At 74.2% G+C, this 25875-nt stretch carries 25 protein-coding genes; 14 read left to right on the top strand and 11 right to left on the bottom strand.

What is annotated here, in order from left to right; translation table 11 throughout:
- Positions 1 to 57 precede the first annotated feature (57 nt).
- The gene (locus LPC08_RS04435) at positions 58 to 636 is read left to right on the top strand and encodes a peroxidase-related enzyme (protein ID WP_230451532.1); all 579 of its coding nucleotides are present in this window, start codon (positions 58 to 60) and stop codon (positions 634 to 636) included.
- A gap of 34 nt (positions 637 to 670) precedes the next feature.
- Here LPC08_RS04435 and LPC08_RS04430 read toward each other — a convergent pair whose 3' ends face one another.
- Complete coding sequence (locus LPC08_RS04430) at positions 671 to 1726, bottom strand: trypsin-like peptidase domain-containing protein (RefSeq protein ID WP_230451531.1); 1056 nt, start codon at positions 1724 to 1726, stop codon at positions 671 to 673.
- 215 nt (positions 1727 to 1941) lie between these two features.
- On the opposite strand from LPC08_RS04430, the gene LPC08_RS04425 reads away from it, so the two are divergent.
- On the top strand, positions 1942 to 2973 hold the full coding sequence (locus tag LPC08_RS04425; RefSeq protein ID WP_230451530.1) for an LLM class flavin-dependent oxidoreductase: 1032 nt from the start codon (positions 1942 to 1944) through the stop codon (positions 2971 to 2973).
- 42 nt (positions 2974 to 3015) lie between these two features.
- Here the strand turns inward: LPC08_RS04425 and LPC08_RS04420 are convergent, their stop codons facing one another.
- Positions 3016 to 3885, bottom strand: a complete 870-nt coding sequence (locus tag LPC08_RS04420; protein WP_230451529.1) for a DMT family transporter — start codon at positions 3883 to 3885, stop codon at positions 3016 to 3018.
- Positions 3886 to 4026: 141 nt separating this feature from the next.
- Positions 4027 to 5619, bottom strand: coding sequence for a phosphoenolpyruvate carboxykinase (ATP) (pckA, locus tag LPC08_RS04415; protein ID WP_230451528.1), 1593 nt, complete (start codon positions 5617 to 5619; stop codon positions 4027 to 4029).
- A gap of 300 nt (positions 5620 to 5919) precedes the next feature.
- On the opposite strand from pckA, the gene LPC08_RS04410 reads away from it, so the two are divergent.
- Positions 5920 to 6891 (top strand): Bug family tripartite tricarboxylate transporter substrate binding protein, encoded by a 972-nt coding sequence (locus tag LPC08_RS04410; RefSeq protein ID WP_230451527.1) that lies wholly within the window; start codon positions 5920 to 5922, stop codon positions 6889 to 6891.
- 403 nt (positions 6892 to 7294) lie between these two features.
- Here the strand turns inward: LPC08_RS04410 and LPC08_RS04405 are convergent, their stop codons facing one another.
- A complete protein-coding gene (locus LPC08_RS04405) occupies positions 7295 to 8539 on the bottom strand; it encodes an MFS transporter (RefSeq protein WP_230451526.1) in 1245 nt (414 codons plus the stop codon).
- A 190-nt stretch (positions 8540 to 8729) separates the two neighbouring features.
- Here LPC08_RS04405 and LPC08_RS04400 point away from each other — a divergent pair, with 190 nt between their 5' ends.
- The gene (locus tag LPC08_RS04400) at positions 8730 to 9143 is read left to right on the top strand and encodes a rhodanese-like domain-containing protein (RefSeq protein ID WP_230451525.1); all 414 of its coding nucleotides are present in this window, start codon (positions 8730 to 8732) and stop codon (positions 9141 to 9143) included.
- A gap of 42 nt (positions 9144 to 9185) precedes the next feature.
- Here LPC08_RS04400 and LPC08_RS04395 read toward each other — a convergent pair whose 3' ends face one another.
- A complete protein-coding gene (locus tag LPC08_RS04395) occupies positions 9186 to 10166 on the bottom strand; it encodes a tripartite tricarboxylate transporter substrate binding protein (protein ID WP_230451524.1) in 981 nt (326 codons plus the stop codon).
- Positions 10167 to 10331: 165 nt separating this feature from the next.
- Here LPC08_RS04395 and LPC08_RS04390 point away from each other — a divergent pair, with 165 nt between their 5' ends.
- From LPC08_RS04390 to secB, 3 genes are all read left to right on the top strand, one after another.
- Positions 10332 to 11105, top strand: a complete 774-nt coding sequence (locus LPC08_RS04390; protein ID WP_230451523.1) for an endonuclease III domain-containing protein — start codon at positions 10332 to 10334, stop codon at positions 11103 to 11105.
- A gap of 531 nt (positions 11106 to 11636) precedes the next feature.
- Entirely contained in the window at positions 11637 to 12251 is a 615-nt protein-coding gene (locus LPC08_RS04385; RefSeq protein WP_230451522.1) for a LysE family transporter, read from the top strand.
- Between the two features lie 85 nt (positions 12252 to 12336).
- Entirely contained in the window at positions 12337 to 12837 is a 501-nt protein-coding gene (secB, locus tag LPC08_RS04380; protein ID WP_230451521.1) for a protein-export chaperone SecB, read from the top strand.
- A gap of 65 nt (positions 12838 to 12902) precedes the next feature.
- Here secB and LPC08_RS04375 read toward each other — a convergent pair whose 3' ends face one another.
- The gene (locus LPC08_RS04375) at positions 12903 to 13112 is read right to left on the bottom strand and encodes a hypothetical protein (protein WP_230451520.1); all 210 of its coding nucleotides are present in this window, start codon (positions 13110 to 13112) and stop codon (positions 12903 to 12905) included.
- Positions 13113 to 13405: 293 nt separating this feature from the next.
- On the opposite strand from LPC08_RS04375, the gene LPC08_RS04370 reads away from it, so the two are divergent.
- From LPC08_RS04370 to LPC08_RS04360, 3 genes are read left to right on the top strand one after another with little or no spacing between them, the layout of a single operon-like run.
- Positions 13406 to 14269: a transporter substrate-binding domain-containing protein gene (locus tag LPC08_RS04370; RefSeq protein WP_230451519.1), complete on the top strand. Its 864-nt coding sequence runs from the start codon at positions 13406 to 13408 to the stop codon at positions 14267 to 14269.
- Between the two features lie 11 nt (positions 14270 to 14280).
- Entirely contained in the window at positions 14281 to 14979 is a 699-nt protein-coding gene (locus LPC08_RS04365; RefSeq protein WP_230451518.1) for an amino acid ABC transporter permease, read from the top strand.
- A 13-nt stretch (positions 14980 to 14992) separates the two neighbouring features.
- Entirely contained in the window at positions 14993 to 15673 is a 681-nt protein-coding gene (locus LPC08_RS04360) for an amino acid ABC transporter permease (protein ID WP_230451517.1), read from the top strand.
- A gap of 446 nt (positions 15674 to 16119) precedes the next feature.
- Here the strand turns inward: LPC08_RS04360 and LPC08_RS04355 are convergent, their stop codons facing one another.
- Positions 16120 to 17364 carry a molybdopterin molybdotransferase MoeA gene (locus LPC08_RS04355; protein WP_230451516.1) on the bottom strand — a complete coding sequence of 415 codons (1245 nt, stop codon included), beginning with the start codon at positions 17362 to 17364 and terminating at the stop codon, positions 16120 to 16122.
- Entirely contained in the window at positions 17352 to 17882 is a 531-nt protein-coding gene (mobB, locus tag LPC08_RS04350; protein ID WP_230451515.1) for a molybdopterin-guanine dinucleotide biosynthesis protein B, read from the bottom strand. Before mobB ends, LPC08_RS04355 begins: the two co-directional genes overlap by 13 nt.
- Positions 17883 to 17994: 112 nt before the next feature.
- On the opposite strand from mobB, the gene LPC08_RS04345 reads away from it, so the two are divergent.
- Both LPC08_RS04345 and LPC08_RS04340 read left to right on the top strand, forming a co-directional pair.
- A complete protein-coding gene (locus tag LPC08_RS04345) occupies positions 17995 to 18996 on the top strand; it encodes an NADP-dependent oxidoreductase (RefSeq protein WP_230451514.1) in 1002 nt (333 codons plus the stop codon).
- A 44-nt stretch (positions 18997 to 19040) separates the two neighbouring features.
- The gene (locus tag LPC08_RS04340) at positions 19041 to 20492 is read left to right on the top strand and encodes an amidohydrolase (protein WP_230451513.1); all 1452 of its coding nucleotides are present in this window, start codon (positions 19041 to 19043) and stop codon (positions 20490 to 20492) included.
- 86 nt (positions 20493 to 20578) lie between these two features.
- Here LPC08_RS04340 and LPC08_RS04335 read toward each other — a convergent pair whose 3' ends face one another.
- From LPC08_RS04335 to pdxH, 3 genes are read right to left on the bottom strand one after another with little or no spacing between them, the layout of a single operon-like run.
- Positions 20579 to 21457, bottom strand: a complete 879-nt coding sequence (locus LPC08_RS04335) for a universal stress protein (RefSeq protein ID WP_230451512.1) — start codon at positions 21455 to 21457, stop codon at positions 20579 to 20581.
- A gap of 33 nt (positions 21458 to 21490) precedes the next feature.
- The gene (locus LPC08_RS04330; RefSeq protein WP_230451511.1) at positions 21491 to 23008 is read right to left on the bottom strand and encodes a bifunctional aminoglycoside phosphotransferase/ATP-binding protein; all 1518 of its coding nucleotides are present in this window, start codon (positions 23006 to 23008) and stop codon (positions 21491 to 21493) included.
- Complete coding sequence (pdxH, locus tag LPC08_RS04325) at positions 23005 to 23568, bottom strand: pyridoxamine 5'-phosphate oxidase (RefSeq protein WP_230452980.1); 564 nt, start codon at positions 23566 to 23568, stop codon at positions 23005 to 23007. The genes LPC08_RS04330 and pdxH overlap by 4 nt, the downstream gene beginning before the upstream one ends.
- A gap of 239 nt (positions 23569 to 23807) precedes the next feature.
- Between pdxH and fabI the strand changes: the two genes are divergently transcribed.
- Both fabI and aroC read left to right on the top strand, forming a co-directional pair.
- The gene (fabI, locus tag LPC08_RS04320) at positions 23808 to 24656 is read left to right on the top strand and encodes an enoyl-ACP reductase FabI (RefSeq protein ID WP_230451510.1); all 849 of its coding nucleotides are present in this window, start codon (positions 23808 to 23810) and stop codon (positions 24654 to 24656) included.
- 28 nt (positions 24657 to 24684) lie between these two features.
- Positions 24685 to 25791 carry a chorismate synthase gene (aroC, locus tag LPC08_RS04315; protein ID WP_230451509.1) on the top strand — a complete coding sequence of 369 codons (1107 nt, stop codon included), beginning with the start codon at positions 24685 to 24687 and terminating at the stop codon, positions 25789 to 25791.
- Positions 25792 to 25875: the final 84 nt, after the last annotated feature.

The following is a 25875-nucleotide window of genomic DNA, read 5'->3' as shown; positions in this document are numbered from 1 at the left end:
AGAGCAAAGGGACGACCGCCGGCCCGGCCTGGCCGGGCCGGGGACAGGAGGAACGCCATGACGACGCCGACGCCCGCCCCCAGCCGCTACCCGGCGCCCGCGCTGGACGCGCTGCCCGACGACATCCGCGAGCGCATTCTGGCGGTGCAGGAGAAGGCGGGCTTCGTGCCCAACGTCTTCCTGCTGCTCGCCCGCCGCCCGGACGAGTTCCGTGCCTTCCTCGCCTATCACGACGCGCTGATGGACAAGCGCGAGGGGTTGAGCGCCGCCGAGCGCGAGATGATCGTCGTCGCGGTGAGCGGGGCGAACAACTGCCTCTATTGCGTGGTCGCGCACGGGGCCATTCTGCGCGTGCGGGCCAAGGACCCGCGCATCGCCGACCTGGTGGCGACGAATTACCGCAAGGCGGGCCTGCCGCCGCGGCAGCGCGCGATGCTGGACTACGCGCTGAAGGTCGCGCTGGAGGCGCACCGGGTGGAGGAGGCGGACCGCGACGCGCTGCGCGCCGCGGGCTTCGACGAGGAGGAGATCTGGGACATCGCCGCGATCGCCGCCTTCTTCTCCATGTCGAACCGGCTGGCCAATGCCACCGACCTGCGGCCGAACCCGGAATTCCACATGCTCGGGCGCGGCTGAGGGCCTCCTCCGTCCGGCGGGACCGGCCGGCGGCTCAGCCCGCCCCGGCCGGCCGGCGCCCGACCTGCACCGTCAGCTCCTGCTGCCGCCCGTCGCGCAGCAGGGTCAGGCGGACGGTCTGGCCGGGCGGCACCCCGGCCACGGAGCGGATCAGCGCCCGGGAGGTGTCCACCCGGTCGCCGTTCAGCGCCGTCACGATGTCGCCCTGGCGCAGCCCGGCCCGGGCGGCGGGGCTGTTGCGCTCCACGCCCTGCACCAGCACGCCGCGGCGGCCGCGGTCCTCCGGCGCGTCCTGCACCGCGACGCCCAGCCAGCCCCGCTCCACCTTGCCGTCGCGGCGCAGCTGCTCGATCACCGGGCGCGCCAGGTCGGAGGGGGTGGCGAAGCCGATGCCGGCCGAGCCGCCGGAGGGCGAGAAGATCGCCGTGTTGATGCCGATCACCTCGCCGGCCGTGTTGAACAGCGGCCCGCCGGAATTGCCGGGGTTGATGGCGGCGTCGGTCTGGATGAAGTCGTCGAAGGGCCCCGCGCCGATCTCGCGCCCGCGGGCGGAGACGATGCCGCTGGTCACCGTGCCGCCCAGCGCGAAGGGATTGCCCGCCGCCAGCACCCACTGCCCGACGCGCAGCGCCCCGCTCGACCCCCAGGGCACGGCCGGCAGGCTGGTGCGGCTTTCCACCCGCAGCAGGGCGAGGTCGGTCAGCTCGTCCGTGCCGACCACCCGGGCCGTCAGCTCCGTGCCGTCCTGCAGGCCGACCACGACGCGGCTGGCGCCGCCGACCACGTGGTTGTTGGTGACGATCAGGCCGGAGCTGTCGATGACGAAGCCGGACCCCGCCCCCTGCACCTGCTGCCGCCCGCCGCCGCGGCGGTCGCGGAAGGGACGCTCCAGCGGGGTGCCGCGGAACTCCGGCGGGATCTGCACCGTCTGCTCGCTGGTGACGGCGATGTTCACCACGGATGGCAGCACGCGCTCGGCCAGGTCCGCGAAGTCGAAGGTGGCGGCCCGCTGCGCCTGGGCGGCGCAGCCGGCCACGGCCAGGCCCGGCAGGGTGAGCAGAATCGTGCGGCGTCCGGTCAGGCTGGTCATCGGCAATCCGTCATCCATCCGGTTGGCCGGGAGATAAGCACCCCACCCGGGGGCGTGAAGGGTGGATGTGGCACTGCGGCAACAGGGGGCCGTCAGCGTTGCCACAATGCCACCCTGGGGGCGGCCGCCCCGGGGAAAGCCCGCAGCGGCGAGGGATCGGCCGGCGGCGGTCCCGGGGGCTACGGCACGGCCCGCCGCGCTCCTATCTGCACCGCATGACCTCCCTTCCGATCTCCGTCCTCGACCTTTCCCCCATCCCGGCCGGTGCCGATGCGGGTCAGGCGCTGCGCAACACCCTCGACCTCGCCCGCCATGCCGAGCGGCTGGGCTACCGCCGCTACTGGCTGGCCGAGCACCACAACATGACGGGCATCGCCTCCGCCGCCACGGCGGTGGTGATCGCCCATGTCGCCGCCGGGACCAGCACCATCCGGGTCGGCGCCGGCGGCATCATGCTGCCCAACCACGCCCCGCTCGTGATCGCCGAGCAGTTCGGCACCCTGGCCGCGCTGCACCCCGGCCGGATCGACCTCGGCCTCGGCCGGGCCCCGGGCAGCGACCTGCGCACCGCCCACGCCCTGCGCCGGAACCTCGGCCCGGGCGGGGGCAGCGACGGCGACAGCTTCCCGCAGGACGTGGTGGAGCTGATGTCCTACTTCCGCCCCGCCCAGCCGGGCCAGGCCGTGCGCGCCGTGCCGGGCGAGGGGCTGGAGGTGCCCGTCTGGATCCTCGGCTCCAGCCTGTTCGGGGCGCAGCTGGCGGCGATGCTGGGGCTGCCCTTCGCCTTCGCCTCGCATTTCGCCCCCGACCACCTGATGCAGGCGCTGCGGCTCTACCGCGAGGGCTTCCGCCCCTCCGCGACCCTGGAGCGCCCGCATGCCATGGTCGCCGCCAACGCCATCGTCGCGGAGACGGATGCGGCGGCGGCACGGCTCTTCACCTCGCTGCAACAGGCCTTCGTCAACCTGCGGCGCGGCCGGCCCGGCCCCCTGCCCGCCCCGGTGGACAGCCTGGAAGGGCTGTGGAGCCCGGCCGAGCAGGCCGGGACCGGGCACGCCCTCTCCGTCTCCGCCGTCGGGGCGCCGGACACGGTCCGCCGCGCCCTGCAGCAGCTGGTCGAGGCCACCGCGGCGGACGAGCTGATCGTCACCGCGCAGATCCATGACCACGCGGCCCGGCTGCGGTCCTTCGCCCTGCTGGCGGAGCTGGCGCCCGGCCTCTCGGCGCCCTCCCGCGCCGCGGCCTGACGGATCGCGGCCCCACGGATCGCGGCCGCCAGGGCGCCCTGGTCAGCCGCCGTCGCGGCGCGAGGGCCAGGCCACCAGCAACCCGCCGGCCGCCACGATGGCGGCCCCGGCCAGGGTCCAGAGGTCCGGTTGGTCGCCGAAGACCAGGGCGGAGGCGATCACCGCGCCGATGAGCTGGCTGTAGGAGATCGGCGCCAGCAGGCTGGCAGGGGCACGGGCATAGGCCATGATCAGCAGCCCGTGCCCGCCCAGGCCGAGCACCCCTGCCAGCAGCAGGAGGACCCACGAGAAGGCCGTGGGCTCCGTCCAGACGAAGGGCTGGGCCAGCGCGGTCAGGCAGGCGCCGGCGATGCCCGTGTGCAGGATGGTGGTGCGCGGGTCGTCCACCGTGGCCAGGCGCCGCGTCAGGATCTGGTAGACGGCGAAGAGCGCCGCGGTGCCCAGCGGCAGGAAGATCGCCCAGTGCGGCGGCGCCTCACCCGTCAGGAAGGGCGGCCGCAGCGCCACCAGCACCCCGGCCAGCCCCAGGACCACGCCCGACCAGCGGCGGGGCGACACCGGCTCGCGCAGCCACAGCGCCGCCAGGGCCACGGTGATGAGCGGCGAGGCGAAGCCGACCGCCACCGCATCGGCCAGCGGCACGAAGACCAGGGCGGTGGTGAAGAGCAGGTTCGCCCCCGCCAGCATGGCCCCGCGCACGGTCTGCAGCACCGGCGCCCGGGACCGCCAGGGCACGCGCCCGGTGACGAGGCGCAGCACCAGCGCCACCAGCACCACGTGCGACAGGAAGCGCAGGAACATGAGCTGCGGCACCTCGTGGTGCTGGGCCAGCCATTTCGTGCAGGTGTCGAGGGAGACGAAGAGGAGCAGCGCGCAGAGCTGGAGAAGCACGCCGGCGAGGGGTGTGGGCATCGCCGGCATCATGCGCGGGCGCCAGCCCGGAGGCGACCCTGGCCCGGCAGGACGCCGGGCCAGGGCCAGAATCAGCCGCAACCGGCGGAAGGGGGCGGGACCGCGCGGCCCCGCCCCCTTCCGGTCAGCCCCGGCGCGGCGTCAGGCGGCGGCCTTGATCGCCGCGGCCTTCACGCTCTCGTCCACCGCGCCGGCGAAGGTCTCGAAGTTCTTCTCGAACCGGCCCTGCAGGTCGCGCGCAGTGCGGTCATAGGCGTCCTTGTCCGCCCAGCTCTCGCGCGGGTTCAGCACCTCGGCCGGCACGCCCTCGACCGCCTTGGGGATGGCCAGGCCGAAGAACGGTTCCGTCTCGAACTCGCCCTTGGCCAGCGAGCCGTCCAGCGCCGCGCGCAGCAGGGCGCGGGTGTGCTTGATGCTCATCCGGCTGCCGGTGCCATAGGCGCCGCCGGACCAGCCGGTGTTCACCAGCCAGACCTGGGCGCCGTGCGTCTCGATCAGCTCGGCCAGCATCCGGCCGTAGACCTCGGGGTGGCGCGGCAGGAAGGGGGCGCCGAAGCAGGTGGAGAAGGTCGCCTGCGGCTCCTTGCCCAGCCCCTTCTCCGTCCCCGCGACGCGCGCGGTGTAGCCGGAGAGGAAGTGGTACATCGCCTGCGCCGGGGTCAGCCGGCTGATCGGCGGCAGCACGCCGAAGGCGTCGGCGGTCAGCATCACCACGTTCTTCGGCACCCCGCCCATGCCCCTGGGCTGGGTATTGGGGATGAACTCGATCGGATAGCAGGACCGGGTGTTCTCGGTCAGGCTGTTGTCGTCGAGGTCGAGGTGGCCGCGCTCGTCCGCCACCACGTTCTCCAGCACCGTGCCGAAGCGGTGGGAGGCGTTCCAGATCTGCGGCTCCGCCTCCTGGGACAGCTTGATCACCTTGGCGTAGCAGCCGCCCTCGAAGTTGAAGACGCCCTCGGGCGACCAGCCGTGCTCGTCATCGCCGATCAGCTTGCGCTCGGGGTCGGAGGAGAGCGTCGTCTTGCCCGTGCCGGACAGGCCGAAGAACAGCGCCGTGTCGCCCGCCTGGCCCACATTGGCCGAGCAGTGCATCGGCAGCACGCCCTGCGGGGGCAGCAGCCAGTTCATCACGGTGAAGATGCTCTTCTTGATCTCGCCGGCGTAGCTGGTGCCGGCGATGGCGATGATCTTCTTCGCGAAGGACAGCGCGATCAGCGTGGTCGAGCCCTCGCGGCCGCCATCGACCTTCGGGTCGGCCTCCATCTCCGGCGCGTGCAGGATGACGTAGTCCGGCGTGAAGCCCTCCAGCTCCTCCACCGGCGGGCGGATGAACATGTTGCGGGCGAAGAGCGCGTGCCAGGCATTGGTCGTCACCAGCCGCACCTTGATGCGGTACTTCGGATCGGCGCCGGCGTAGAGGTCCTCGGTGAACAGCTCGGGCTGCTCGCCCAGGTAGCCGCGCACCCGGGCCGTGAAGGCCTCGAACTTCGCGGGCGCGAGCTTCTGGTTGACCTTGCCCCACCAGATCTCCGCCGTCGCCTCGGGGTCGTCGGCCACGAACTTGTCCTGGACGGACCGGCCGGTGTGCTGGCCGGTGACGCCGATGAAGGCACCGTCCGCCGACAGCCGTCCCTCACCCCGACGCATCGCATGGGCGATCAGGCCGGGGGCCGTCAGGTTGGCATGGACGGTGCCGGCGCTGACGCCGGTGCCAGCGAGGGGGGATGCGGCCATGAAGTGGAAAGCCTCCGTTGCGGATGCGGGCCGGATCTGGCCCGCGCCGGGCCGTCCTGCACGTCATTCGTGGCATAAACCCGGCGGATTCCGGCCCGTCAACGCAGTTACCGGTCACACCGCGCGGACCGCCCGCGCAACCGCCGGCCGCCGGCGCCGGGGCATCCCGCCGGGCGGGACCCGTGCCGCCACGCGACCCCCCCGGTGCCTCCGCGGGCCTGCGTCCATTTCCCTGGCACCGGACTCCGGCCCGCGATATTCCTTTATGCAGCATAACAAATAATGTGGAGGACGCTTCCCTTGCCCCAGACGACCCGCCGCGCGGCCCTCGCCGGCCTCGCCCTGTTGTCCGCAGCCTCCGCCCGGGCGGCGCCGCCGGAGCGGCCGGTACGCCTCGTGCTCGGCTTCCCGCCCGGCAGCGGCCCCGACGTCGTCGCCCGGCTGCTGGCGGACGGGCAGAAGGAGACCGTGCCGTCCGGGGTGGTGGTGGACAACCGCCCGGGCGCGGCGGGTGCCATCGCCGCGCAGGAGGTGGCCCGGACCGCCGCGCCGGACGGCACCACGCTGCTGCTCGGCGAGGTCGGCCAGCTCGCCATGGCGCCCAGCACCTATGCCCGCCTCCCCTACGACCCGGCGCGCGACTTCGCCCCGATCGCCGAGGTGGCGGCCATCGACTTCGCCTTCGTCGTCCCCGCCGGCGTCCCGGCGCGGGACCTGCCCGCCTACCTCGCCTGGGCGACAGCGCAGCCGGGCCTGTTCCTGGGCACCTTCGGGGCCGGCACGCCGGGGCATTTCGGCGCGGCCATGCTGGCCGCCGGGTCCGGGCTGAAGGCGGAGGCGGTGCACTTCCGCTCCACCGGCGACGCCATGACGGCGATCCTGAACAACAACGTCCAGGGCATGTTCGGCTCGGTCGCGCTGGTGGCGCCGCATGTGCAGGCCGGACGGCTGCGCGCCCTGGCCATCACCGGCCCCACGCGCTCGCCGCTGCTGCCCGAGGTGCCGACCATGGCGGAGCTGGGCCAGCCCGCCCTCTCCTTCCATTCCTGGTTCGGCCTGGTCGCCCCCCGTGCCACGCCGGAGCCGGTGCAGGCAGCCCTGGAATCCGCGACCCTGCGCGCCCTGGCCGCGCCGGGACTGCGCGCGCGGATGCAGGAGGCCGGCTTCCGCGTCTCCGGCCAGGGCCGCACCGCCTTCGCCACGCTGATTCGAGACGAGACGGCACGCTGGGCCGAGGTGGTGCGGGCGACCGGCTTCCGCGCCATCGAGTGATACGGACGGCGGGATACCTCGATCCGTGCCGGCGCGGGGTGCGCCCGTGGCCCGGGGGCAAGGCTCTGCCTCGCCCCCGATACCCCCACTCCGCCAGGACCCTGCGGGCCCTGGACCCGATCGGCGCTGCCGCGGGACAGCCGGATACGGGGTCACAGCGCCGAGGAGCCATGCTCCTCGGCGGGTACGGGGTCCGCCCGCGCTGACGCTTTTGAAGCTATTCTAGAGTCCCGCCTGTCCGCGCTCCGTCAGGGTTCAGCCCGCAGGCTGACGGCAGCCGCGCAGCACCAGACTCCCAGCGGGGTCCGGGGCCCGCTTGTGGCCCCGGCAGGGGAGGGTCTGGGAGGGGACGGCGTGCCCTCCCGGTCCCACGCCGGAACACCACAGCGCGACGGCCGCCGCGTCAGCCCCCCGCGCGGGGCCGTTGCAGCAGCGCGACCACCAGGGCGAGGCCGGCCATCAGGAAGGCGGCGGCGCCGATGCCGGGCAGGCCGATCAGCGCGATGCCCAGCCCGCCCAGTGCGGCGCCGGCGGCCTGGCCCAGGAACAGTGCGGAGGAGTTCACGGCCAGCACCACGCCGCGGGCCTCCGGCACCAGCCCGACGAGGTAGGACTGCACCAGCGGGGAGAGGGCGAAGAGGCAGCCGGCGGCGGCCAGGATCGCGGCCCCTTGCAGCACCGGGGCGAGGCGCATCCCATCGGCGGCGCCGGAGAGCAGGGCGAACTGCGTGGCCCCCGCCCCGGCCACCAGCAGGGGCAGCACCCAGGCCCGGCGCAGCCCCCCGTGCTCGGCCATCCAGGCGCCTGCCGGCACGCCGGCCAGGGAGGCGACGCCGGCCAGGGCCTGCATGATCCCCACCTGCCCGCCGGTCAGGCCGCTGACCCGGTTCACCGCCGGTCCGACGAAGGCGCTGATGGAGAAGACGGCGGCGTAGGTGGTGAAGGTCAGCGCCAGCCCGCCGCCCACCCCGGGGCGGCGCAGGGCGCGGAAGCCGTGCAGCCCGCTGCGTTCCCCCGGCACGTCGGGCAGCAGCAGCCGGATCGCCAGGGCGGCCCCCCCGGCCAGCAGGGCGGCGAAGCCGAAGGCGCCGCGCCAGCCGAAGACCTCCCCCGTCACCGAGCCCATCGGCAGGCCGAACAGGAAGGCGGCGGTGGTTCCGGCCATGACCATGGCCAGGGCCCGTGCCCGCTGCGCCGGAGGCGCCAGCCCGGCCGCCGTGGCCGCGGCGGCGGGCACCACCAGCGCCGCGGCCACGCCGCAGAGCAGGCGCAGCCCCAGCACGGCCGCGTAGGAATGGGTCAGCACGATCAGCAGGTTCAGCAGCGCCATCGCCCCGAGCGCGCCGACCAGGAGTCCCCGCCGCGGCCAGGCAGCGGTCAGGGCGGTGACGAAGGGGGCGGAGATGCCGAAGGCCAGGGCGAAGACGGTGGCGAGCTGCCCGGCCTGGGCGACGGAGATCCCCAGATCGGCCGCCAGCTCGTTCAGCAGCCCTGCCATGACGAAAGCCTGGGTGGAGGTGGCGAAGGAGGCGGCCGCCAGCACCGGCACCCGGCGCAGCCCGGCGGGCGGCAACGCATCGGCCTCCCTCCCGCCCCCCTCGGTGTGCCCCTGGGTGACGGGGGCGGCGGGCGACGGGGGATGGGGCATGCGGGCAGGCGGCTCCGGGTGTCTCGGGCAGGCTACGGCAGATCGCCGGCGCGCGGGATCGCCTGGGCGCGTGAATCCGCCGCCCGGCCAGGCTCCATGGTGGCCTGCCGCGGTGGGGGGCGGGGTGGACGCGCCGGGGCCGCGTACCCAGACTGTGCGGCGTGCTTCAGCCCAGGACCAGGAGAGCGTGATGCCGGTCGAGGATGTCCCCCCCCGTGCGGCCTTCGAGGCGCTGCGCGAGGATCCGGAGGCGCTTCTGGTGGATGTGCGCACCGATGCCGAATGGAACTTCGTCGGCCTTCCCGACCTCTCCGGCCTGGGCAGGCAGCCGCTGCTGATCCCCTGGCAGGTCTATCCGTCGATGCAGGTGAACGGCGCCTTCTCGGACCACCTGCGCAAGGCCGGGGCCACGCCGCTCAGCAAGCTGTACTTCCTCTGCCGTTCCGGGGCGCGTTCCCTGGCTGCGGCGCAGGCGGCGCAGGCGGCAGGCTTCCCGCATGCCTGGAACGTGGCGGATGGGTTCGAGGGGCCGGTGGACGGCTCCGGCCATCGCGGCACCGTGGCCGGCTGGAAGGCGGAGGGCCTGCCCTGGCGGCAGCGCTGACGGCCGTGGCGGGCCGGAGGGCGGCGCCCCCCGGCCCCGGGCTCACTCGGCCCGGATGTTCGAGCGGCGGGCCACCGCGCCCCAGCGCTCCGTCTCGGCGGCGACGAAGGTCTTGAACTCGGCCGGCGAGGTGCGGCCGGCGGTGATGCCCAGCTCCTCGAAGCGGGCGGCGACGGCGGGGGTCTGCAAGGCCGCCAGCGCCTCCTGGTTCAGCCGCGCCACGATGGCGGGCGGCGTCGCGGCGGGGGCGAAGAGTCCGTGCCAGGAGAGGGATTCGAAGCCCGGCAGGGTCTCGGCGATGGTCGGGATGTTCGGGGCCTGCGGCAGCCGCTCGCGCGAGCCGACGCCGAGGCCGGTCAGCCGCCCCTCGCGCACATGCGGCCAGCCGGAGGAGAAGTTGTCGAAGGCCATGGGCAGGGTGCCGGCCAGCATGTCCGTCATGATCTGGCCGCTGCCGCGATAGGGCACGTGCTCCGCCTGGGTGCCGGTCATCTGCAGGAACAGCTCGCCCGCGAGATGGATCGAGGTGCCGACGCCCGAGGAGCCGTAGTTGAACTTGCCCGGCTCCTTCTTCATCAGCGCGATCAACTCGGCGACGGTGGTGGCGGGCACGTTCTTCGCGACCACCAGCATGTTCGGCTGGGTGGCGAGCAGGGCGACGGGGGCGAAGTCCGTCAGGTTGTTGAACGGCATGTTCGGGTAGACGCTGGCGTTGATCGCGTGGCTGCTGATCGTGCCCATGCACAGCGTGTAGCCGTCGGGCGCCGCCTTGGCGCACATGTCGCTGCCGATGTTGCCGCCGGCGCCGGCGCGGTTGTCCACCACCACCGGCTGGCCGAGCCGCTTGGCCATCTCCGTCGTCACCAGCCGCGCCACCAGGTCGGTGGTGCCGCCGGCCGCGAAGGGCACGATCACGCGGATCGGGCGGGTCGGGTAGTCCTGGGCGGAGGCGGCGCCCGGCAGCAGCAGGGCCGCCAGCGGCAGCAGCGCCGCCAGCAGGCCTCGGCGAAGAGGGGTGATCATCACGACGTCTCCCGGCGCACCCGTGCGGGCGCTGATGCATGTTCGGTGGCCGCCCGCGAGGGACGGCACCCTCCCCTCAGCCCGTCGGCGCCGTTCCTGTCAAGCAGCCCGCAGCCCCGCGCACCGCCGCCGCGTTGTCCCGTCCTGCCGGCAGGGGAGGCACGCTTGGCCCGAGCGACGCATGCGGAAGGCCCGGCCGCGCCGCCCGGTGCCCCCGCCCTGCTGCTGGAGGTGCAGGCGCGCCTCTGCGCCCTCTACCGCTGCCCGATCGGCTACTTCCACGCGCTGGAGCCGCTGGACGAGCTGGTTTCCTCCCTGCTCTCCCACCGCACCCGCAACGCCGACAGCGCCCGCGCCTTCCGCAACCTCCGCGAGGGATTCGCGGACTGGGCGGCGGTGCGCGACGCGCCGGTGGCGGCGGTGGAGGCGGCGCTCGCCCCCTGCACCTGGCCGGAGGCGAAGGCCCCGGCATTGCAACGGACGCTGCGCGTCATCACGGAACGGCAGGGCCGGCTGAGCCTGGACCACCTGGCGGAGCTGTCGGTCCCCGAGGCGCGGGCCTGGCTGGAGGCCCTGCCGGGCGTCGGGCCCAAGACCAGCGCGGCGGTGCTGTCCTTCAGCGTGCTGCGCCGGCGCGCCCTGCCGGTGGACAGCCATCACCATCGCGTGGCGGCACGGCTGGGCCTGATCCCGCCGGGCCTGGCGGTGGGACCGGCGCACCGGGTGCTGGAGGCCATGCTGCCCCCGGAATGGGACGCGCAGCAGGTCTACGACAACCACGAGGTGCTGATGCTGCACGGGCAGCGCGTTTGCTTCTTCCGCAACCCCGCCTGCGGGCGGTGCACCCTGCTGGACCTGTGCCCGACCGGACGGGAGCGGCACCCGGCGGCGGCGCGCCCGGACCCGGCCGGCGGCGCGGCGGAACAGCCGCCCGCTTGATACGGACGGCGGGATGCGTTGATCCATGGCGGCGCGGGGTGCGCCCGTGGCCCGGGGGCAAGGCGCTGCCTCGCCCCCGTACCCCCACTCCGCCAGGACCCTGCGAGCCCTGGACCCGATCAGCGCTGCCGCGCAGATGACTGCGACGGGGTCACAGCGCCGAGGAGCCATGCTCCTCGGCGGGTACGGCCTCAGCCCTCGCTGACGCCTTCAAAGCTATTCTGGAGTCCCGCCTGTCCGCGCCCCGTCAGGGTTCAGCCCGCAGGCTGGCGGCAGCCGCCAACACCAGACTCCCAGCGGGGACCGGGGCCCGCTTGTGGCCCCGGCAGGGGAGGGTCTGGGAGGGGACAGCGTCCCCTCCCGGTCCGCCGCCCGAACACGACGGGTCAGGTCATCCCACCGTTGGTATGAGCCGGACGGTCCGGGAAGGCCGCCGGGACCGCGGGCCGCCGGGGTCGCCCGATCGGAGGACGCGGCGGCGTGGGCGGCTGGCCTTGTCTTGGCTCACCCTTCCTGCCGTGAGCCAAGCCCATGCACATCCTGGTCGTGCCTGTGGAGTTGGCCCTGCCGTACCTGCTGGTGATGGCCACGCCCGGGCCCAACCTTCTCCTCATTCTGCGCGCCAGCCTCGAACCCTCCGCCCGGGCGGCCGTGGCCGCGGCGCTCTGCATCGCCTGCGAGGCGTCGCTCGCCGCGGCCGTCGCCATCCTGGGCGGGACGCTGCTGCTCGGCCTGCAGGGCGTCGAGCTGGCGGGGCGGATCGTCTTCGCCGCGCTCCTGGCGCGGGCGGGGTGGCGGAGCCTGCGGCGCGCCGGCCAGATCCGGGCGGAGTCGCCGGGGCCGGCACGGACGGCCGGGCATTTCCGCCTCGGCCTGCTCAGCGCCATGTCCAACCCGCTCACCGTGCCCTTCTTCGCCGGCTTCTTCCTGGGGCGTATCCCGCCGGGGGACGCGGTGGCGGCGACGGTGGCCTGCGGCTCGGTCTTCCTGCTGGCCGGAAGCTGGTTCCTGCTGCTGGGGCGGGTCCTGTCCCTGCCCTGCTGGCGCGCCTTGTACCTCCGCGCCGGGCACCGCATGGAGACGGCGGTCGGCCTGGCCCTGCTGGGCTGCGTGGGGATGGCGCTCTGGCCTCTGCTGCGGGCCTGAGCACGGGCCGGGGCCGGCCTTCCGGTGAGGCGGGGGGCGTGCTACCGCGCCCCGGCCCTTCCCGAACCAGACGCAGGTCCCTGTCATGTCCGATCCGATCGCGCCCGCCGGTAACGTCCCCAATGGCGAGGCCGCCCCGCAGGGCCCGCTGGTGGTGAACCTGCAATACGTGAAGGACCTGTCCTTCGAGGTCCCCGGCGCGCCGGAGGTCTTCACCCAGCTCCGCGAGCAGCCGCGCATCGACATCGCGCTCGACGTCCAGGCGCGGCCGCTGCAGCAGAACGGCAACGTCTTCGAGGTGGCGCTGCAGATCCGCTGCGACGCCAAGTCGGGCGACACCACCGCCTTCATCGCCGAGCTGGTCTATTGCGGCATCTTCACCGTGAACGTGCCGCAGGAGAGCCTAGAGCCAGTGCTGCTGGTGGAATGCCCGCGCCTGCTCTTCCCCTTCGCGCGCAACGTGCTGGCCGATGCCACGCGCGAGGGCGGCTTCATGCCCGTGCTGCTGACGCCGATCGACTTCGTGGCGCTGTGGCAGTCCCGCCGGGCGCAGGCCGGCGTCATGCCGCCGGTGGCGAACGCCTGACGCGCCCCCGGGCGGAGGCGAGCGGCCTCCGCCCACGGATGGCGGGGCTTCGCCCCGCGGCCGGATCAGCCGACCAGGAAGCGGGCGCGCTGCCCATGGGCGCGGCGTTCCAGCAGGCCGAGCCCGCCGACCAGCATGGAGCAGGCGGCCAGCGCGCTGAGCGCGATCGGCAGGGCATCGAGTTGCTGCGTCGCCAGCCCGCCGAGCAGCCGGGCGGTCAGCGTCAGGATGGTGCCGAAGCCGAGGACAACGAGGAGAAGGGCGAAGCGGAACATGGTGGCCTCCCGGGGCCGGGGTGAAGGGCCGTGTCGCGGCCGAGGGGAAGGACACGCCCCGCTCGCGGCGCCGCGAGGTCCGCTTTGTGGCAGGAATGCGGCCGGTCCCGGGCCGGCCGCATGGCTCCCCTTCGCCGGCCTCGCCTCTCCCGCCCCCAGGGCCGGTGTCCGGGGATGCAGGCTTTCCGGCGTGCGGGGGCTGGCCGTCGCACGCTTCTTGCTGCCAGCCTGACCCGACCCGGCCGCGGCATCCGCCCCGTCCGGACAAGGCCCCGACCGCCGGAGAACCCGCGATGCGTCCCTTCCTTCCCCTGACCCTGCTACTGGCCGGGCTGTCCCTCGGCGCCGGGACCGCGACCCTGGCGCAGGGCACGGGCGGCGCCCAGCCGCCGCTGCGCACCGCCGTCGACGGGACCTTCGCCCCGCATGCCTTCCCCAAGCTCGATGGCGGGGTGCAGGGCTTCAACGTGGACCTGTTCCAGGAGGTGGCGCGCCGCATGGGGCGCGACGTGACCATCGACAGCGCCTCCTTCTCCGGCCTGGTGCCGGCGCTGAACGCCGGCCGGTACGACTTCCTCGCCGCGCCGGTGACGGTGACGAAGGAGCGCGCGGAGGCGCTGCTCTTCACCGAAGGCTACCTCTACACCGCCTTCCAGTTCGGCATCCGCCGCGGCAACGCGCCCATCACCTCGCTCGACGACCTGCGCGGCAAGGTGATCGCGGTGAACAAGGGCAGCGCCTACGACGCCTGGGCGCAGGCGAACGCGCAGCGGCTGGGCTTCACCTACCAGACCTTCGACACCAACCCCGACGCGGTGCAGGCGGTGGTCGCCAACCGGGCCTATGCCGTGCTCGCCGGCAACACCGTGGTCCGCTACGCCGCGCAGCAGGTGCGGCTGCTGGTGCCGGACTTCACCATCCGCGAGACCCGCGCCCACTGGGCCGCGCCCTTCCGCAAGGACAACGTGGAGCTGCGCAACGCGGTGGAGCGGGTGCTGGAGTGCATGAAGAAGGACGGCAGCCTGGCCGCCCTGTCGGAGAAGTGGTTCGGCACCAAGCCCGCCGCCGACGATGCCGAGAACGTCGCCTTCCCCGGCTACGGCGTGCCCGACCTGCCGGGCTACGACCCGACGCCGCACGAGGTGACCTGCGGCTAGGCCCGTTCCGCTTGAGCGGCTGGGAGAACTTCGCCTTCACCTTCCTGAACGGGGCGGTGATGGCGACCTACCTGCCCGCCATCGCCGCCGGCTTCGTGGTGACGGTGGAGCTGGCGGCGCTGGTGGTGACGTGCGGCTTGGCGCTGGGCCTGGCGCTGGCGGTGCTGCGCGCCCTGCTGACGGACCGGCGCGGCGGGCGCTGGATGGCGCTGCCCATCCTCTTCCTCGTCGACCTGTTCCGCGCCGTGCCGCCGCTGGTGCTGGTGGTGCTGTTCTTCTTCGGCCTGCCGGCGGCGGGGGCGGAGCTGTCCGGCTTCGCCGCCACCTGGCTGGCGCTGACGCTGGTCCTGATGGCCTTCGCCGAGGAGATCTTCTGGGCGGGCATCACCGCTGTCCCGCGCGGCCAGCCGGAGGCAGCGGCGGCGCTCGGCCTGCGCCCCGTCCCGGTGCTGTTCCTCGTGGTGCTGCCGCAGGCGGTGCGGATGGTCATCCCGCCGCTGACCAACCGCACCATCGCCATCACCAAGAACACCGCCCTGGGCAGCGTCGCCGGCGTGTCGGAGATCCTTGGCGCCTCGCAATCCGCCGTGGCCTTCGCCGCCAACCCCTCGCCGCTGATCCTCGGCGCGGCGGCCTATCTGCTGCTGTTCATCCCGGTCGTCTGCCTCGGCCGCTGGATCGAGGCGCGCTACGCGGTGCGCACGCGGTGACGGCCCCGGTCCGATGATGACCCTCGAGGATTTCCGCGCCGCCTTCCTGGACCTCGGCATCGTCCGGCAGGCGATGCCCATCCTGTGGATGGGGCTGCAGCAGACCCTGCTGCTTTCGCTGCTGGTGGTGCCGCTCGGCCTCCTCGCCGGGCTGGCGCTGGCGCTGCTGTCGCGGGCGGAAAGCCGCTGGGTGCGCTGGCCGCTCGCCGCCTGGGTGGACCTGTTCCGCGCCCTGCCGCCGCTGGTGCTGCTGGTGCTGGTCTATGCCGGCCTGCCCTTCGCCGGGCTGGAGGTCAGCGCCTGGGCGGCCGTCGCCATCGCCTTCCTGCTCAACACCGGCGCCTATTTCGGCGAGGTGCTGCGCGCCGGCCTGGATTCCGTGCCCAGAGGCCAGTCCGAGGCCGCCCGCGCCCTCGGCCTGCGCCCCTGGCAGGGCATGGCCCTGGTCGTGCTGCCGCAGGCAGCGCGCAACGTGCTGCCCGACCTGCTGGGCAACGTGCTGGAGGTGGTGAAGCTCACCTCCATCGCCTCGGTGGTGGCGCTGCCGGAGCTGCTGTTCCAGGCCCGGCAGGCCCAGAGCGTGACCTACAACGCCTCGCCCATCGTGGCGGCCGCCGTCGCGTACTTCCTGCTGCTCTGGCCGCTGGTGCGCGTGCTGTCGCGGCTGGAGAACAGGCGCGCCGGAGCGCGCTGAGCGCCACGCCGCCCGCGCCCCCTGTCATACGGACGGCGGGATGCGTTGATCCGTGGCGGCATAGGGTGCGCCCGTTCCCCGGGGGCAAGGCTCTGCCTCGCCCCCGTACCCCCACTCCGCCAGGACCCTGCGGGCCCTGGACCCGAGAGGCGCTGCCGCGGGACAGCCTGCGACGGGGTCGAGACGCCGAGGAGCATGGCTCCTCGGCGGGTACGGTGTCCGCCCGCGCTGACGCCTGTGATGCTTTTTCAGAGTCCCGCCTGTCCGTGTTCCGTCAGGGTTCAGCCCGCAGGCTGACGCCCACCGCTTAGAACCAACTCTCAGCGGGGACCGGGGCCCGCTTGTGGCCCCGGCAGGGGAGGGTCTGGGAGGGGACGGCGTCCCCTCCCAGTGCCGCCGCCCGACCACGACAGCACAACACGGGTCAGATCATCCCGACGCCGGTATCAGAGCAGCGCGGCGAAGGGCAGGACGGTGACGGCCTCGCCCGGTTCCACCGACTCCCGGTCCTCTGCCAGCTCGGCGAAGGCGTCCGCGCGGGTCAGGGAGGAGAGCAGCCCCGCCCCGTCGCGCGCCTCCTTGCGGGCCAGCGGCACCGTCCCGCCGGGGACCAGGGAGACGCGCAGGTATTCCCGCCGGCCGGGCTTCTTGCGGTGGGCGAAATCCGCCACGGCCGGGAAGCGCGGCAGCGGCGCGGGGGCGGCGCCCGCCAGCCGCAGGATCAGCGGCCGGGCCAGGTGCAGGAAGGTGACGATGGCGGCCACCGGGTTGCCCGGCAGGCCGAGGACGGGCGTGCCGCCGACCACCCCCATCGCCGCCGCCTTGCCCGGCTTGATGGCCAGCCGCCAGAAGGCCAGCGACCCCGCTGCCTCGATCGCGGCGCGGGTGTGGTCCTCCTCGCCGACGCTCACCCCGCCCGAGGTGATCAGCAGGTCGTGGGAGGCGGCCGCCGCGGCGATGGCGCCGGCCAGCTCCCCCGGCCGGTCGCGCAGGATGCCGAGATCCACCGCCTCCACCGGCAGCCCGTCCAGCAGGGCCAGCAGGGCGAAGCGGTTGCTGTCGAAGATGCGGGCGCCCCCCAGCGTCCTCCCGGGCGAGACCAACTCGTTGCCCGTGCTGAACACGCCCACCCGCGGGCGCGGCGTCACCGACAGGCCGGCGAGGCCCAGCGCGGCGGCCAGCCCGATCTCCGCCGGGCCGAGGCGGCGCCCCTTCGGCAGGGCGATGGCCCCGCGCGCCACGTCCTCCCCGGCCGGGCGGCAATTGGCGCCGCGCGGCAGGCCGGGGGGCAGGCGCAGCGTGCCGCCGTCCAGCGCCGCATCCTCCTGCATTATCACCGTGTCCGCCCCCACCGGCATGGGGGCGCCGGTCATCACCCGCAGCGCCTGCCCCCGCGCCAGGGCGGGGGCGGCCTGCCCGGCCACCGCCCGCCCGGCGAGGCGCAGCCAGGCGCCGTCGGGGCGCAGGTCGGCATGGGCGAAGGCATAGCCGTCCACGGCGCTGTTGAAGAAGGGCGGCAGGTGCTGCCCGGCGATGAGGTTGCGCGCCAGCACGCGGCCGCGCGCCGCGCGCAGCGCCACCCGCTCCTCCCCCGGCAACGGCAGGACGCCGGCGGCGACCCGGGCCGCGGCCTCCTCCACCCCCAGGACCGCCTCGCCCCCGGCGAAGCAGTCGTCCCTCAGTTGGGCCATGGCCGGGCATGCTCCAGCACGAGGTCGGCCACCCGCTCCACCGCGTCCAGCGGCACCCAGGGCGGGGCACCGGACGGGGGCGGCGCGTCGGCGGCGAGGGCGACGATGGCGGGGTCCTCCGGGTGCAGCCAGGGCTTGCCGTTGGCGGCGCGGTGGACCTCGATCTTCGGATGGCCGTCGCGCTTGAACCCTTCCACCAGCACCAGGTCGGCCGGCGACAGGCGGGCGAGCAGGAAGGCGAGGTCCGGCTCCGGCGCCCCGCGCAGCTCGGTCATCAGCGCCCAGCGCGTGGCGGAGGCGACCAGCACCTGCTCCGCCCCGGCCTCACGGTGGCGGTGGCTGTCCTTGCCGGGCTGGTCCAGGTCGAACCGGTGATGCGCGTGCTTGACGGTGGACACCGTGAACCCCCGCCCGCGCAGGCAGGGGATCAGCCGCGTCAGCAGCGTCGTCTTGCCCGCCCCGCTCCAGCCGGCCAGGCCGAGGACGCGCGGAGGGGGTGCTTGCCTCGTCAGGACCATCGCCCGCGCATATATGACCGGCAGGGCCGCCGCAAACCGGGCCATGCGGGCGCGGCGGCGCGGCGGCGCGGCGGTCCGGGACCTTCCGGGCGATCGGTCGGAGCGAGGCGGCATGAACGAGACCAACCTGCAGATCCGCCTGGCCCGCCGGCCGGAAGGGGCGCCGCAGCCGGGCGACTTCAGCCTCGTGGAGACGGCGCCGCCGGACATGGCTCCGGGCGAGGTGCTGGTGCGGCACCGCTACCTCTCGCTCGACCCCTACATGCGTGGGCGGATGGACGACGCGAAGTCCTACGCCGCCGCGGTCGGACTGGGCGAGGTGATGCAGGGGCAGAGCGTCGGGCAGGTCGTCGCCTCCACCGTGCCGGGCTTCGCCCCCGGCGACTGGGTGCTGGGCGGCCAGGGCTGGCAGCGCCTCTCCGCCGTGCCGGCGGGCGGGCTGCTGAAGCTGGACCCGGAGGCCGCGCCGCTGACCGCCTGGCTGGGCGTGCTGGGCATGCCGGGCACCACCGCCTGGGTCGGCACCACCCGCATCGCCGTGCCGAGGCCGGGCGAGACCTTCGTCGTCTCGGCGGCCTCCGGCGCGGTGGGCTCGGTCGCGGGCCAGATCGCGAAGCGGATGGGCGCGCGGGTGGTGGGCATCGCCGGCGGGCCGGAGAAATGCGCCTTCGTGACGGACACGCTGGGCTTCGACGACGGCGTGGACCATCGGGCGGAGGACTTCCCCGCCCGCCTGGCCGCCGCCTGCCCGGAGGGGATCGACGTCTATTTCGAGAATGTCGGCGGGGCGGTGCAGCACGCCGTCTGGCCGCTGCTGCGTGACTTCGGCCGCGTCGCCTTCTGCGGCATGGTGGCGGAGTACAACACTCGCCCGCCCGCGCCGGGGCCGAGCCTGATGCAGGTGGTGCGCAAGCGCCTGTCGCTGCGCGGCTTCATCGTGATGGACCACCCGGACGCCTTCGCCGAATGGCGGCGCACCGGGGCGCGCTGGCTGCGCGAGGGCGCGCTGCAGTACCGCGAGGATGTCGTCCAGGGGCTGGAGAAGGCGCCGGACGCCTTCCTCGGCCTGCTGGGCGGGAAGAACTTCGGCAAGCTGATCGTGGCGATCGACTGACGGAGGAAAGGCACCGCCGGGTGGACCGGCGGCGGAAAGGGATCATGGACAGCATCACCCGCAACGACCCGCTCGAACTCGACCGCCTCTCGGCGGAGGTGGAGGCGCTGAGCCCCGACTACGTCGCGATGAGCGACCGTATCTGGGGCCATGCCGAGCTGCGCTTCCTGGAGCACGAATCCGTCGAGGAGCAGATCGCGCAGATGGAGGCCGCCGGCTTCCGGGTGACGCGCGACGTCGCCGGCATCCCCACCGCCTTCGTGGCGGAGAGCGGCGAGGGCGGGCCGGTGATCGGCTTCCTGGGCGAGTTCGACGCGCTGGCCGGGCTGAGCCAGGAGGCGGGCGTGGCCGAGCCGCGCACCGCCACCCCGGGCGCCACCGGCCATGGCTGCGGCCACAACCTGCTGGGCGCGGGCGCGATGCTGGCCGCCGTCGCCGCGCGCGACGCCCTGCGCGCCAGCGGGGCGAAGGGCACGGTGCGCTACTACGGCTGCCCCGGCGAGGAGGGCGGCTCGGGCAAGACCTTCATGGCGCGGGAGGGGGTGTTCGACGACCTCGACGCCGCGATCTGCTGGCACCCCGGCGTGGTCAGCAGCGTGATGTCCAGCGCGTCGATGGCCAATTTCCAGGTCTATTTCCGCTTCCGCGGCCGCGCCTCGCACGCCGCCGGCTCGCCCTGGCTGGGGCGGTCCGCGCTGGACGCAGTCGAGCTGATGAACGTCGGCGTCAACTACCTGCGCGAGCACATGCCGCTGGATTGCCGCGTCCACTACGCCATCACCAACAGCGGCGGGAACTCGCCCAACGTGGTGCAGGCGGAAGCGGAGGTGCTCTACCTGATCCGCGGCCCGAAGGTGGCCCAGGCCCAGGCGCTGTTCGAGCGGGTGAAGGCCTGCGCCGAGGGCGCGGCCATCATGACCGGCACGCGCTGGGAGATGGAGGTGGACAAGGCCTGCTCCGAGACCGTGCCCAACACGGTGCTGGAGATGCGCATGCACCAGAACCTCCAGCACCTCGGCGCCCCCGCCTTCGACGCCGCCGACCGCGCCTTCGCCGAAGCCATCCGCGCGACGCTGAGCGAGGAGGACATCGCCAGCAGCACCGCCACCGTCGGCGCCGCGCCGGAGGTGGGGGCGCAGCCGCTGCACGAGGGCGTGCTGCCCTTCGACGGCACCACCCTGCCCGGCAGCGGCTCCACCGATGTCGGCGATGTCAGCCAGATCGTGCCGGTGGTGCAGTGCTGGGGGGCGACCTGGGCGATCGGCACGCCCTTCCACACCTGGCAGGCGGTGGCGCAGGGCAAGAGCCCGGCCGCCCACAAGGGCATGGTCCAGGCGGCCAAGGCGATGGCCGCCACGGCGCTGGACGCCTTCCGCGAGTCGGAGCTGCTGGAGCGCGCCAAGGCGGAGCTGAAGCATCGCACGGGCGGGCGGGCCTATGCCTGCCCGATCCCGAAGGACGTCGTCGCCCCGCCGCTGCGCGGCAAGCAGGCGTGACGCGGGCGGGGTAGGCGGCCGCGGCCCGTCCTGCAGCCGCGGCGTCCCTGGGCCCCGGGGGCCGGTTCAGGCCCCCGGAGACGCCCTCAGCGGCACATCAGCACCGGCAGCTCCGCGTTCTCCAGCACGTGCCGCGTCACGCCGCCCAGGATCAGCTGGCGCAGGCGGGAGTGGCTGTAGGCGCCCATGCAGAGCAGGTCGGCGCCGAAGTCGCGCGCGCCGCCCAGCAGGCCGGCGCCCACCTCCTTCGTCACCGGCTTGAACTCGCGCGCCTCGGCCGTGATGTTGTGCCAGCGCAGATAGGCGAGGATGCCGTTGAAGGCCGGGCCGCGCCGCTGGTAGTCGCCGGAATACAGCACCTGCACCGCCTCGGCATGGTGCAGCCAGGGCAGCGCCGCGGCAATGGCGGCGGCGCTCTCGGCCGAGCCGTTCCAGGCGCAGCAGACACGGATGCCGATGGTCTTCGGCGCCTCGCGCGGCGCGATCAGCACCGGGCGGCCGCTGTCGAACAGCACCGCGTGCAGCGCGTCGCTGCTGGACACGTCCTCGCCCGCCTCGGGGTGCGGCACCACGGCCATGTCGTAGAGCCGCGAGCGCTGGGCGACGAGATCCTCCTCGCGGCCCGCCACGCTCTCGAAGGACATGGTGGCCTGCGCCTCGGACTTGTTCGCGGTCTCGGCGTTGTCGGCGATGACCACGTCCTTGCCGTCGACGAAGCGGTCGAACAGCGCGCGGACGCGGGCGGCGCGGTCGCCGCTCTCGCGCTCCGTCGCCGCCATCATCTCCTCGATCATCGCGCCCGACAGGCCCTCGCCCGCCAGCGGCGCGACATCGCGCGCATCGACCCGGACGTGCAGGCAGTGGACGTGGCTGTGCCAGATGCGCGCGATCATCAGCGCGGTGGCGAGGGCCGCTTCCCCGGCGGAGGTGCCGGTGAGCGGCAACAGGATACGGCGATAGGCCATGGTCGGCTCCTTGTGCCCGACGATGGCAGGAGACTAGCACACAGGTGCGGCCAGGAGCGCAAGCGCGGCGGGACGCGGATCAGCCGAGGCGTCCAGGCATGCCCAGTCCACCGGCCCCGGATCGCGCTGAGCCGCCTGCTCCATGACCGCGGCATCGGCGTCCGAGGCATCGCCGCGGCGCTCCGCCAGCCGCGCGCGCAGCACCTCCGCCGGGGCCTGCAGCCAGATCCCCTGGAAGGGCACGCCGGAGTCGCGCGCCAGCGCGGCGAGCGCCGCCCGCGCCGCCGGTTCGCGGAAGGTGGCGTCGGCCATCACGGAATGCCCCAGCGCCAGCGACTCGCGCGCCAGCCGCAGCAGTTCCGCCTGCACCGCCGCGCCGGCCTCCGGCGTGTAGGCCTCGGGCGGCAGGCGGGTTTCCGGCGCGACGCCGGCGAGGCGCTTGCGGATCTCGTCGCTGCGCAGGTGCAGCGCGCCCGGGGCGGCGCCGATCCCCGGCGCCAGGGCGCGGGCGAGCCAGGTCTTGCCGGTGCCCTGCAACCCGCCCACGGCGACGAGGCGCGGTCGCACCGGGCGGAGATAGCCTTCCGAGGCATCGAGCCAGGGCAGCCCGTCCTGCCCGGTGCGGGCGCGGATATGCGCCCGCACCAGCGCGCGCAGCGAGAGCCACAGCGGCAGCCCGCCGACCAGCGCGGCATCGCCGTTGCGCGCGACGGTGCGTCCCAGCACGCGGTTCGCCGCGGCGCGGCCGGGGCCCCGGTCCAGCTCCATCAGCAGGAAGGCGAGGTCGTAGCCGGTGTCGATGGTCGCCATCGACTCGTCGAACTCCAACGCGTCGAAGGCGAGCGGCGCGCCGCGCCACAGCACGATGTTCCCCGGATGCAGGTCGCCATGGCAACGGCGCACGAAGTCCGCCGCGCCGCGCGCCGCGAGCCAGGGCGCATGCGCGTCGATCCAGCCGTGCTGCGCCGCCGCCAGCGCGCGCATCCGCGACTCCGGCAGGCCGGCCGAGAGGGCGGAGCGCAGGTCGCCCTCCACCCGCCCGTGCAGGGAGGCCGGCACGTCCACGCCCGATGCCACCGGCTGGGCCGCGTGCAGCGCCGCCACCATGTCGCCCAGCGCGTCGAGCAGCGCCGGGCCGCCGCCGCCGCCGGCCAGCACGCCGCCGAGGAAGCCGTCCTGCGGCAGGGGGGCCATCTCCAGCACCCAGTCCACCGGCTCGCCGGCGCCATCGAGGGCGAGCGTGCCGTCGGCGCCGCGGGTGACGGCATGGACGGTGCGGTAGACCTCCGGCGCGGCGGGGGTGTTGATCTCCAGCTCGCGGCGGCAGAAGCGCTCGCGCGCCGCCAGGGTGGTGAAGTCCAGGAAGCCGAGATCGACCGCCTTCTTCAGCTTCAGCACGCGGTCCGGCCCGACGAAGACGGCGGAGTTATGCGTCTCCACCGGCTGCGCCGCCCCGGTCAGCCGGGCGCAGAGCGCCGCGGCCTCCCGCTGGCCGGCGGGGATGCCGGGGAAGGCGGCGGCCGAGGCGCCCCCCGCAGGGCCCGCCGTCAAGGATAGAGGCGCTGGATGGCCCAGCCGTGCGGCCCGGCGGCCTCGCCCGGCGCGGGCCGCCGGTAGACCAGCCGGTCGTGCAGGCGGAAGGGCATGTTCTGCCAGAACTCGATGCGGTCCGGCAGCAGGCGGAAGCCCCCCCAGTGGGGCGGGCGGGGGATCGCCTCGCCGGGGAAGCGGGCCTGGGCCTCCTCCAGCCGGCGGACCAGCGCGGCCCGCTCCGGCAGGGGCCGCGACTGTTGCGAGGCCCAGGCGCCGAGGCGCGACAGGCGCGGGCGGGTGGCGAAGTAGGCGTCGGATTCCGCCGCCCCCTCATGCTCCACCCGGCCTTCGACCCGCACCTGGCGGCCCAGGGTCTTCCAGTGGAAGCAGAGCGCGGCGAAGGGGTTGGCGGTCAGCTCCGTCCCCTTCCGCCCGTCATAGTGCGAGTGGAAGACGAAGCCGCGCGCATCCAGCCCCTTCAGCAGCACGATGCGGGCGGCCGGGCGGCCCTCCGGCGTCGCGGTGGCCAGGCACATGGCATTGGGATCGCTGGGCTCGCTGACCGCGGCCTCGGCCATCCAGGCCTCGAAGAGCCGGATCGGCTCCTCCCGCCCGTCCAGGCCGGGGCCGGCGTCGGCGGGGTCGGGAATCGCCTTCGGGTGGCCGGGAGCGTCGGTGGTATCCAGGGGTGCCTCCCTCTTGCCGGGGCGGAAGGCATGTGCCACCCCTGCCCCGCCGCCGCAACGTATCCGCCGTTCCCCCAGGGAGACCCCGGGGGGAAGGGTGCAACGGGAGACCCCGAAGGGGGTTCCACGCCATGCCCGACAGCCATGCCCGCACCGAGAACGAACCCGCCACCGGCACCCTGATGGCCGGCAAGCGCGGCCTGGTCATGGGCGTGGCGAACGACCGCTCCATCGCCTGGGCCATCGCCCGCGCCGTCGCCGCCCAGGGGGCGGAGCTGGCCTTCACCTACCAGGGCGAGGCGCTGGAGAAGCGCGTCCGCCCGCTCGCCGCCAGCGTCGGCAGCGACATGGTGATGCCCTGCGACGTGGCCGACGACGCCTCGATGGACGCGGCCTTCGAGGCGGTGCGCGAGCGCTGGGGGCGGCTGGACTTCCTGGTCCATGCCATCGGCTTCGCCGACAAGAACTTCCTCCGCGGGCGGTACCTCGACACCCCGCGCGAGGCCTTCCTGCAGGCGCTCGACATCTCCTGCTACTCCTTCGTCGCGGTGGGGCGGCGGGCGGCGGCGCTGATGGACAAGGGCGGCTCGCTGCTGACCCTGACCTATCTGGGCGCGGAGCGGGTGATGCCGCACTACAACGTCATGGGCGTGGCCAAGGCGGCGCTGGAGGCCTCCGTGCGATACATGGCGGCCGACCTGGGCACGGATGGCGTGCGGGTGAACGCGATCAGCGCCGGGCCGATCAAGACGCTCGCCGCCAGCGGCATCGGCGACTTCCGCTACATCCTGAAGTGGAACCAGTACAACGCGCCGATGCGGCGCAACGTCGGGCTGGACGAGGTGGGCGGCGCCGGGCTGTACATGCTCTCCGACCTGTCGGGCGGCGTGACCGGCGAGGTCCACCACGTCGATTGCGGCTACCACGTCGTCGGCATGAAGCATCCCGACGCGCCCGACATCACCGTCGAGAAGCACTGAGCCGCGCCGCCCGGCGCGCGGACCCCTCATGTCCCACAACAGCTTCGGCCACCTCTTCCGCGTCACAACCTGGGGCGAGAGCCACGGCCCGGCCATCGGCTGCGTCGTGGACGGCTGCCCCCCCGGCATCGCGCTGTCCGAGGCGGACATCCAGCCCTGGCTGGACCGCCGTCGCCCCGGCCAGTCGAAGCTGGTGACCCAGCGCCAGGAGCCGGACGAGGTCCGCATCCTCTCCGGCGTGTTCGAGGGGCTGACCACGGGCACCCCGATCGCGCTGGAGATCGCCAACCAGGACCAGCGCTCGCGCGACTACGGCGAGATCGCCGAGCGCTTCCGCCCCGGCCATGCCGACCTCGCCTATCACCTGAAATACGGGGTGCGGGACTATCGCGGCGGCGGCCGCTCCTCGGCGCGGGAGACGGCGATGCGCGTCGCCGCCGGGGCGGTGGCGCGCAAGGTACTTGGCGAGGGCGTGACCATCCGCGGCGCCATGGTCTCGCTGGGCGCCGACGGCATCGACCGCGCCGCCTGGGACTGGGAGGAGGTCGGGCGCAACGACCTGTTCTGCCCCGACCCGACCAGCGTCGCGCGCTGGACGGACCGCCTCATGGCCATCCGCAAGGCCGGCAGCAGCATCGGCGCGGTGCTGGAGGTGGTGGCGGACGGCGTCCCCCCCGGCCTCGGCGCGCCGATCTACGGCAAGCTCGATGCGGACATCGCGGGCGCGCTGATGTCCGTCAACGCCGTCAAGGCGGTGGAGATCGGCGAGGGCTTCGCCGCCGCCGCCCTGTCGGGCGAGGAGAACGCGGACGAGATGCGCATGGAGCCGGACGGCACGGTGCGCTTCCTGTCCAACCACGCGGGCGGCATCCTGGGCGGCATCTCCACCGGCCAGCCGGTGGTGGCGCGCTTCGTGGTGAAGCCCACCTCCTCCATCCTCTCGCCCCGCCGCGCCGTGGACCGGCACGGGCAGGAGGTGGAGCTGGTGACCAAGGGCCGGCACGACCCCTGCGTCGGGCTGCGCGCCGTGCCGGTGGGCGAGGCGATGCTGGCCTGCGTCCTGGCCGACCACCTGCTGCGCCACCGCGCGCAGAACCCGCACGCCCCGGACCGCGCCCGCCTGCCGCGGAACTGATGGCGGCGCTCACGACAACGTTGCGTTGACCGAGCCTGACGCTCGGAATTAGGACAAGAAGCGTAACATACCGTCGAGAGGTCC

The sequence above is a fragment of the Roseomonas sp. OT10 genome (genome assembly GCF_020991085.1).
Classification (GTDB): domain Bacteria; phylum Pseudomonadota; class Alphaproteobacteria; order Acetobacterales; family Acetobacteraceae; genus Roseomonas; species Roseomonas cutis.
This window is presented reverse-complemented; position numbering and strand designations above follow the sequence as displayed.

What these genes read in the sequence shown, in the direction of transcription:
- LPC08_RS04360 (WP_230451517.1), top strand. Translation starts at nt 14,993, where the DNA reads ATGATGACCCTCGAGGATTTCCGCGCCGCCTTCCTGGACCTCGGCATC.
- aroC (WP_230451509.1), top strand. Translation starts at nt 24,685, where the DNA reads ATGTCCCACAACAGCTTCGGCCACCTCTTCCGCGTCACAACCTGGGGC.
- LPC08_RS04400 (WP_230451525.1), top strand. Translation starts at nt 8,730, where the DNA reads ATGCCGGTCGAGGATGTCCCCCCCCGTGCGGCCTTCGAGGCGCTGCGC.
- secB (WP_230451521.1), top strand. Translation starts at nt 12,337, where the DNA reads ATGTCCGATCCGATCGCGCCCGCCGGTAACGTCCCCAATGGCGAGGCC.
- LPC08_RS04420 (WP_230451529.1), bottom strand. Translation starts at nt 3,885, where the DNA reads ATGCCCACACCCCTCGCCGGCGTGCTTCTCCAGCTCTGCGCGCTGCTC.
- LPC08_RS04435 (WP_230451532.1), top strand. Translation starts at nt 58, where the DNA reads ATGACGACGCCGACGCCCGCCCCCAGCCGCTACCCGGCGCCCGCGCTG.
- LPC08_RS04340 (WP_230451513.1), top strand. Translation starts at nt 19,041, where the DNA reads ATGGACAGCATCACCCGCAACGACCCGCTCGAACTCGACCGCCTCTCG.
- pdxH (WP_230452980.1), bottom strand. Translation starts at nt 23,568, where the DNA reads ATGGCCGAGGCCGCGGTCAGCGAGCCCAGCGATCCCAATGCCATGTGC.
- LPC08_RS04375 (WP_230451520.1), bottom strand. Translation starts at nt 13,112, where the DNA reads ATGTTCCGCTTCGCCCTTCTCCTCGTTGTCCTCGGCTTCGGCACCATC.
- LPC08_RS04355 (WP_230451516.1), bottom strand. Translation starts at nt 17,364, where the DNA reads ATGGCCCAACTGAGGGACGACTGCTTCGCCGGGGGCGAGGCGGTCCTG.
- LPC08_RS04395 (WP_230451524.1), bottom strand. Translation starts at nt 10,166, where the DNA reads ATGATCACCCCTCTTCGCCGAGGCCTGCTGGCGGCGCTGCTGCCGCTG.
- LPC08_RS04430 (WP_230451531.1), bottom strand. Translation starts at nt 1,726, where the DNA reads ATGACCAGCCTGACCGGACGCCGCACGATTCTGCTCACCCTGCCGGGC.
- LPC08_RS04405 (WP_230451526.1), bottom strand. Translation starts at nt 8,539, where the DNA reads ATGCCCCATCCCCCGTCGCCCGCCGCCCCCGTCACCCAGGGGCACACC.
- LPC08_RS04345 (WP_230451514.1), top strand. Translation starts at nt 17,995, where the DNA reads ATGAACGAGACCAACCTGCAGATCCGCCTGGCCCGCCGGCCGGAAGGG.
- LPC08_RS04425 (WP_230451530.1), top strand. Translation starts at nt 1,942, where the DNA reads ATGACCTCCCTTCCGATCTCCGTCCTCGACCTTTCCCCCATCCCGGCC.
- pckA (WP_230451528.1), bottom strand. Translation starts at nt 5,619, where the DNA reads ATGGCCGCATCCCCCCTCGCTGGCACCGGCGTCAGCGCCGGCACCGTC.
- LPC08_RS04370 (WP_230451519.1), top strand. Translation starts at nt 13,406, where the DNA reads ATGCGTCCCTTCCTTCCCCTGACCCTGCTACTGGCCGGGCTGTCCCTC.
- fabI (WP_230451510.1), top strand. Translation starts at nt 23,808, where the DNA reads ATGCCCGACAGCCATGCCCGCACCGAGAACGAACCCGCCACCGGCACC.
- mobB (WP_230451515.1), bottom strand. Translation starts at nt 17,882, where the DNA reads ATGGTCCTGACGAGGCAAGCACCCCCTCCGCGCGTCCTCGGCCTGGCC.
- LPC08_RS04335 (WP_230451512.1), bottom strand. Translation starts at nt 21,457, where the DNA reads ATGGCCTATCGCCGTATCCTGTTGCCGCTCACCGGCACCTCCGCCGGG.
- LPC08_RS04385 (WP_230451522.1), top strand. Translation starts at nt 11,637, where the DNA reads ATGCACATCCTGGTCGTGCCTGTGGAGTTGGCCCTGCCGTACCTGCTG.